The 4,962-nt window shown below is 62.4% G+C and carries 1 protein-coding gene; it reads left to right on the plus strand.

The genetic code is table 11. The features are described from left to right. The coding region (locus VGL01_RS18945; RefSeq protein ID WP_414720297.1) for a beta strand repeat-containing protein at nucleotides 1-4,962 on the plus strand (4,962 nt) is incomplete at both ends.

Below are 4,962 nucleotides of genomic sequence, written 5' to 3' on the forward strand. Positions count from 1 at the left end.
CGCGACGTCAATGTCACGGGTACCGTGAACGGCCAAGGCAACGGCACGGTCACGGCCGGTCGCGACATCATCGGCAACGGCACGCTCGCGTTTCAGCAAGCCGCGGTGCTCGGTGCGGCCGGCAATGTCGCTCAGACCGGCCTCGTTCAGGGGCAGGCCGTCCAGGTATCGGCGGGCGGCGATCTTGCCGTCAACAATGCGCAGTCGGCGTCGAGTCTGACGTTGAGCGCCGGTACGTCCGGTGTCGGCAATTTGAGCATCAATGGTTTGGTGTCGGCGGCGCAGGCGATCACGGCGACGGCATTCGGCAATGTCGCCGTGGCAAACGGCGGCAAGCTTGCCGCGGGATCGACGCTCGGCATCGGCGCGCTGAACGACATCACCGTCAACGGAGCTGTCGAATCCGTGAGCGACATGACGCTGAATGCGCAACTCGGCAGCTTGAATGCGACGGGCGGCATCAACAGCGGCGGTGCGCTTACGGTCACCACCGGACTCGATTTGTCGCTCGGCGCGAGCACGACATCGGTCGGCGATATGACGTTGAGCGCGGGGCGCGATGCGACGCTCAACGGCACGCTCGTCGGCGGGGGGAATGGCCTGATTGTCGCCGGACAGGACATTCTGGGCCCGGGCACGCAGTCGTTCGCTTCGGCCGCGGTGCTGAACGCGCAGCGCGACATTAGCCTGACCGGTTTGCTCCAAGCGAATTCGATTCAAGCGACAGCGGGCAACAACGCGACGCTGCATGACGTGACATCGGCCACGACACTGGCCGTGACGGCCAACGCAAACGCGGGCGGGGGCGATGTTGCCGTGACAGGAACGGCAAGTGCCGGGGGCGCTGCCACGCTGACGGCCGCGCGCGATGTGCTCGTACAAGGTTCGCTGGGCAGTGGCTCGACCCTCGGGCTCACCGCACAACGCAACGTCACGATCGACGGCTCGGTGAACTCGACCGACAACTTGAGCATCGGTGCGAACACCGGCAATGCTTCGTTGAACGGTACGACGACGACCTCCGGTGCACTGAGCGTCACGTCCGGCCTCGATACCCGCTTGGGCGGCCAAACGAATGCGACGGGCAGCGTCGATGTCGAGGCTGCGCGCAACATCACGCTCGATGGCTCGCTGGCGGGGCAGGCGGCCGGCACGCTGTCGGCCGGCCAGGACATCACCGGCGCGGGAACGGCTGCATTCGGTCAGGCGGCGGCCGTTGTGGCGAACAACAACATTGCACTGACGGGTTCGCTGCAAGGCGCGACGGTCAATGTGATTGCCGGCAACAACGCTGGGTTGGGCGCAGTGCAGGCGCTGACGGGCGATCTGAACGTGACGGCTTATGGCTTGGCCGGGCAAGGCGACGTGACGTTGACCGGCGCCGCGACCGCATATGGTTCGACCTCGTTCGCAGCGGCGCGCGACGTCAGCGTCGTCGGTGCGATCAATAGCATCGGTGCCACGAGCGTGAGTGCCGGCCGTAACGTGAGCACGGCCGATATCGGCTCGGGCAGCGATATCACGTTGAGCGCGACGAACGGCAGTATTACGACGGGCAATGCTGCGACCAATGCGAATCTTTGGGTGGATGCGGGAGGCAGCGCGTCGCTTGGCACCGTCAACGCCGCGGGTGTGGTGGCCATGCAAGCGTTGGGATTCGATGGGATCGGCGATGTGGCCGTGCGCGGCGCGCTTAGTGCTGGCAATACAGTGGCGGTGGCCGCCACGCGCGATGCGAGCTTTGCGGGCGCGGTCACGACTGGCGGCGCGTTGTCCGTATCTGCCGGGCGGAACCTGACGGCGGCCTCGACGGTTTCGGCTAACGCCGACACGACGTTGACGGCAACGAGCGGCAATCTTGCCGTGAACGGTTCGCTGTCGACGGTCGGGAATCTCACCGCGAGCGCGGGTGGCTCGCTGGCGCTGGCCGGTGGCCTGATCAACGGCAATACGACGTTGAGCTCCGGCGGCGCCATGACGCTGACCAATGGGCTTTTCGGTCTGGGCACGGCGACGCTGACATCGGGCGGTTCGATCAATGGCGGTGGTTCGCTCACGGTTGCGGGCGATATCGGCATCACGTCCGGAGCCGGTATTACGCTTGGTGCAATCGAGGGAGCGGGGCGATTCACGGCTACCTCCGTCGGCGACATGTCGTTCGGGGCGACTACCGCCGTGGGCGATGTGACGGCCAAGTCGACGAGCGGCAGCGTTGCCTTTAGCGGGCTCGTGCAATCGGGCGGTCGCGCAGACCTCGAGGCGGCTCGCAATGTCACTGCGGCGGGCGGCATTTCGTCGATGGGCAATGTGACGGTCAACGGCACGGCCGGCAACGTGAATGTCGCGGGCGTGTCGACGAACGGCGATGTGAGTATGTCGGCGGGCCAGACGTTGACGTTGAGCGGTTCGAGCACCGTTGTCGGGGAGCTCGCGCTAACGGGCGGCAATGTGACGCTCTCGGGTACGCAAAGCGGATCGAAGAACATTACTGTCGCCGCACAGAACACACTTGACGCCAGCCAGGCGACGCTCGTTTCGTCGCAGAACCTTGAGGTCAGCGGCGCGAACGTGACGCTGGGCAATGCGATTGTCGGTGGGGCGCTGAATGCGCAGGCGACGAATCAGCTGACGCTCGCGGGCAGTGCTGTCGATGTAGTAGGCGCCGCGACGCTGAGCTCGCAGCGCGGTCTTTATAACGCTAGCAACGTGCTGGCGGGCGGGGCGTTGACGGTGACGGCCCCGAACGTCACGAATGCGGCGGGTGCGTCGCTCGCTTCGACGTCGACCACGTCCATTACCGCGACCAACTTTACCAATGCGGGGCTGGTGAACGGTAAGACGACTAACGTCACGGTGGCGGGCGCACTCTCGAACGTGGGCGGATCGTTGATGGGGCTCAACAGCCTTACGATCAACACGGGGACATTGAATAATCAGAACGGGTTGATCTTCGCGGGCGATCCGAATACGACTAATGCGCCGACGACGGGGGACCTGTCGTTGACGATCAACGGTGGAGGCAGTGCGTTCGCGAACGCGAGTGGACAACTGCTGGCGCAGCGTAACCTGACGCTTGGTGCGGTCAATGCTGCGCTCGATCCTTCGCAGGGGACGATCAGCCAAGGTGGGCAACTGTCGATTACGGCTGGCAGTATCAACGTTGCGGGGACGTGGAACTACGGTGGCCAGGGCGTTTCGATCTACGGGATCAACGGTATTACCAACACCGGGACGATGAGCGGTACTGCGCCGTTGACCATTTCGACTAACGGTACGTTTACGAACTATGGGCAGGTTACCGGCAACGACGTAACGTTCAACGGAACGCTTTACAACGTCGTCAATGCGGTGATGCATGCGGGCGACGTGTTGGCGCTCAATGGAAATGTGACGAATCGGGGGACTGTCGAGGCCGCGAACACTATCAACGTGACCGGTGGCAACTACGACAATCAGGCGGGGACGACGCAGACGCAGGGCAATATCGGCTTCAACCTCGCTGGGACACTGCAGAATACCGGCGGCTCGATCTTCGCTGGGAACAACATTTCGATTAATGCGGCTGCGGTTGTCAACGATCAGACAGCGCCGACGGGGACGACGACCACCACGACCGCGATCAGCGATCCCGATCTGCTGTGGTCCTCTGTGATTGGAAAGCAGACCTGGGGGTATGAATGGATTCAAGGCGGGGATACCGGTAGCTATGGCACCGGTGAGGTCGTAGCGACTGCGACGCTGGGCAACTTGCTTTCTCCGACTGGATTGTGGGGCTCCGTTCAAGGCTTGTCCCCGGACTATAACTACGGATTCTGCGGCATTAACTGCGTGCCGACATCTGCGACGCCTATTTCCGGCTCTGGAACGGTCACATTCGACCAATTCAATGTCGAGGTGCTAAGCGATCACGGCGCCGGTGACAATCCGATGTACATGAATGTGTGGTTCGCCGAGCCAGGTCCGCAGGGCGGTGAGCTGAATACGGTGACCTTGGCGTTGCCAACAGTCTATCGAACAACGACGTCGCAACAGCTTGGTACCGCTGGCGTGATTTCCGCTGGCGGAGCCGTATCACTGACCGCAAATTCGCTGTCTAATCAGGGCGGGCAGATCGCCGCCGGCGGAAACGTCACGCTCAACGTTCAATCGTTGAATAACGGTTCCGTGGCTCCAACGGTGACGCAGGTAACGACGGATTGGGTTGACCCGACGCAACTGACGGCGTTCGTCAATCAGGTGCTCACAATGCAGATGACCCAGACCGTGACGCCTTCTGGGCTTAGCTCGGGGTATCTGGTAGCACCGAATTCGCTGGACCCGAGCGACAACATCATGCCCCTGATGTTCCTTCTCGGATCGGCGTCAACAACGCCTCAAATGTCGGCGCAGCCCGGAACGATCTCCGCAGCGCAATCGACATCGACACAGACTTGGTCTACTCCAACGGGCCTGATTGCGGCCGGAACAAACCTGACTCTCTACGGTGGAAACCTGGTCAACGCCGGGTTGCTCTACGCCGGCAACAATGTGCTTGTTGCGGCTGCGAGTCTGACGAACGAAGGCGGCAACCAGCAAAGTTATTCCTCGACTGTGGGCTGCGCTTCGGGCGTGCCGAGTTCCGACTGCGGTAATGGCGGTTCGCCGCGAGGCAATAATCCAACGACCACTACGTTCAGCTATAGCCAGAATAACGCGACGATTTTCGCCGGGAACGATCTTGTCATTGCGGCGGGGCAGATCAACAACACCTACGGCAACTTGCTCGCTGGGCATGACATTGTCATTGGCGGAGTGGGAACGACAGCGACCTCGACTACACCGGCCCAAAGCCTCAACAACACCTCGGGCAACATCGTCGCGGGCAACAACGTCACGCTCAATGTTTCGGGCGCGATTACCAACAACTTGCCTCCGCCCGTGCCGGTGCACGAGAACTACGGTACGAAGGAACAGTATTCCGGC

The organism is Trinickia sp. (assembly GCF_036503415.1).
Lineage (GTDB): Bacteria > Pseudomonadota > Gammaproteobacteria > Burkholderiales > Burkholderiaceae > Trinickia.